Here is a 1,143-nt window from a genome sequence, read left to right as displayed (position 1 = left end):
GGCTTGATATGTAGGTGATCGGCGCGTTGGTCCCGGGCGGTTCCCAGCCGCGGGTGGAGGCTCGTGCTGAGACATCCGTCGAGGAGGTTGCGACGTCTGATTTCGGGTCATTCATGCCGTGCCTGGTGCGCCCGGTGGGAAGCGTGCCGAGCTTGGGTCATCCGCTGGTCGATGAGTACCTGCGGTTCACCGCGGCCCGGGTGCGGTCGAACACTCTGACGGCGCAGGTGTTCGACCTGAAGGTCTTCTTCACGATGGTGCCCAAGGCGCCGCAGGAGGTCACCGTCACGGACGTGCTGTCCTTCATTGAGGCCCAGCGTTCGCCTCGTCGTGGTGGCAACGTGATCCGCCTCGCCGATGGCGAGGCCGGCTTGGCCGCGGCGACGATCAAGCGGCGGCTGGCCACGGTGTCCTCGCTGTTCGACTACCTGTTCCTGCGTGGGATCTGTGACCGCAACCCCGTCCCGCGCAGCCTGGGTGCACGTCATGCCCGGCCTGACGGGCGAGGCCACGGCGGGCGGCGTGGGGCGCCACTGGTGCGGGCACCGCGCAAGCTGCCGCGCGTGCTGGCCCCGGCCGAGGTGAACGCCTTGACCGGGGCGCTGCGTACCGACCGGGACCGGGCGATGGTTGCGTTGATGGTCCACGGCGGGCTGCGCCGATGCGAGGTCCTCGGGCTGCGGTTCGAGCACGTGCAGGTCGGGGACCGGCGGGTGTTCGTCGCGGACGGCAAGGGCGGGCATCAACGCCTCGTCCCGGTCGCCGACGTCTTCTTCACCACCCTCGCGTCCTACCTGGGCAGGGAGCGGCCTACCGAGGCGATCGACGACCACGTCTTCGTGGTTCTGAAGGGACCCAACCGTGGGCGGCCGTTGACCGCGGCCGGGCTCGATGAGGTTATGGCCGGCGCCCGGGGCCGGGCCGGGCTGACGCATGCGTCCTGCCACGAGCTGCGGCACACCTGCTTCACCCGGCTGCGTGAGGCCGGGATGGCGCTCGAGGCGATCCAGGCCCAGGCCGGGCATGCCTCGATCGAAACCACCCGGGTGTACCTGCACCTGTCCAACGACTGGCTCGCCGGGGAGTACCAGCGGGCGATGGCCATCCTCGATGGCCTGCACGAGGAGGAACCGTGAGCACCCC

The 1,143-nt window shown here is 69.9% G+C and carries 1 protein-coding gene; it reads left to right on the top strand.

Going from position 1 to position 1,143, the window contains the following annotated elements; translation table 11 throughout:
* Window positions 1-143 precede the first annotated feature (143 nt).
* Complete coding sequence (locus PLL68_RS15575) at window positions 144-1,136, top strand: tyrosine-type recombinase/integrase (protein WP_324535652.1); 993 nt, start codon at window positions 144-146, stop codon at window positions 1,134-1,136.
* Window positions 1,137-1,143 lie beyond the last annotated feature (7 nt).

This window comes from Ornithinibacter sp. (assembly GCF_035443565.1).
Taxonomy (GTDB): domain Bacteria; phylum Actinomycetota; class Actinomycetes; order Actinomycetales; family Dermatophilaceae; genus Fodinibacter.
The sequence above is the reverse complement of the archived record's forward strand: the minus strand, read 5'-3'. Positions and strand labels throughout refer to the sequence as shown.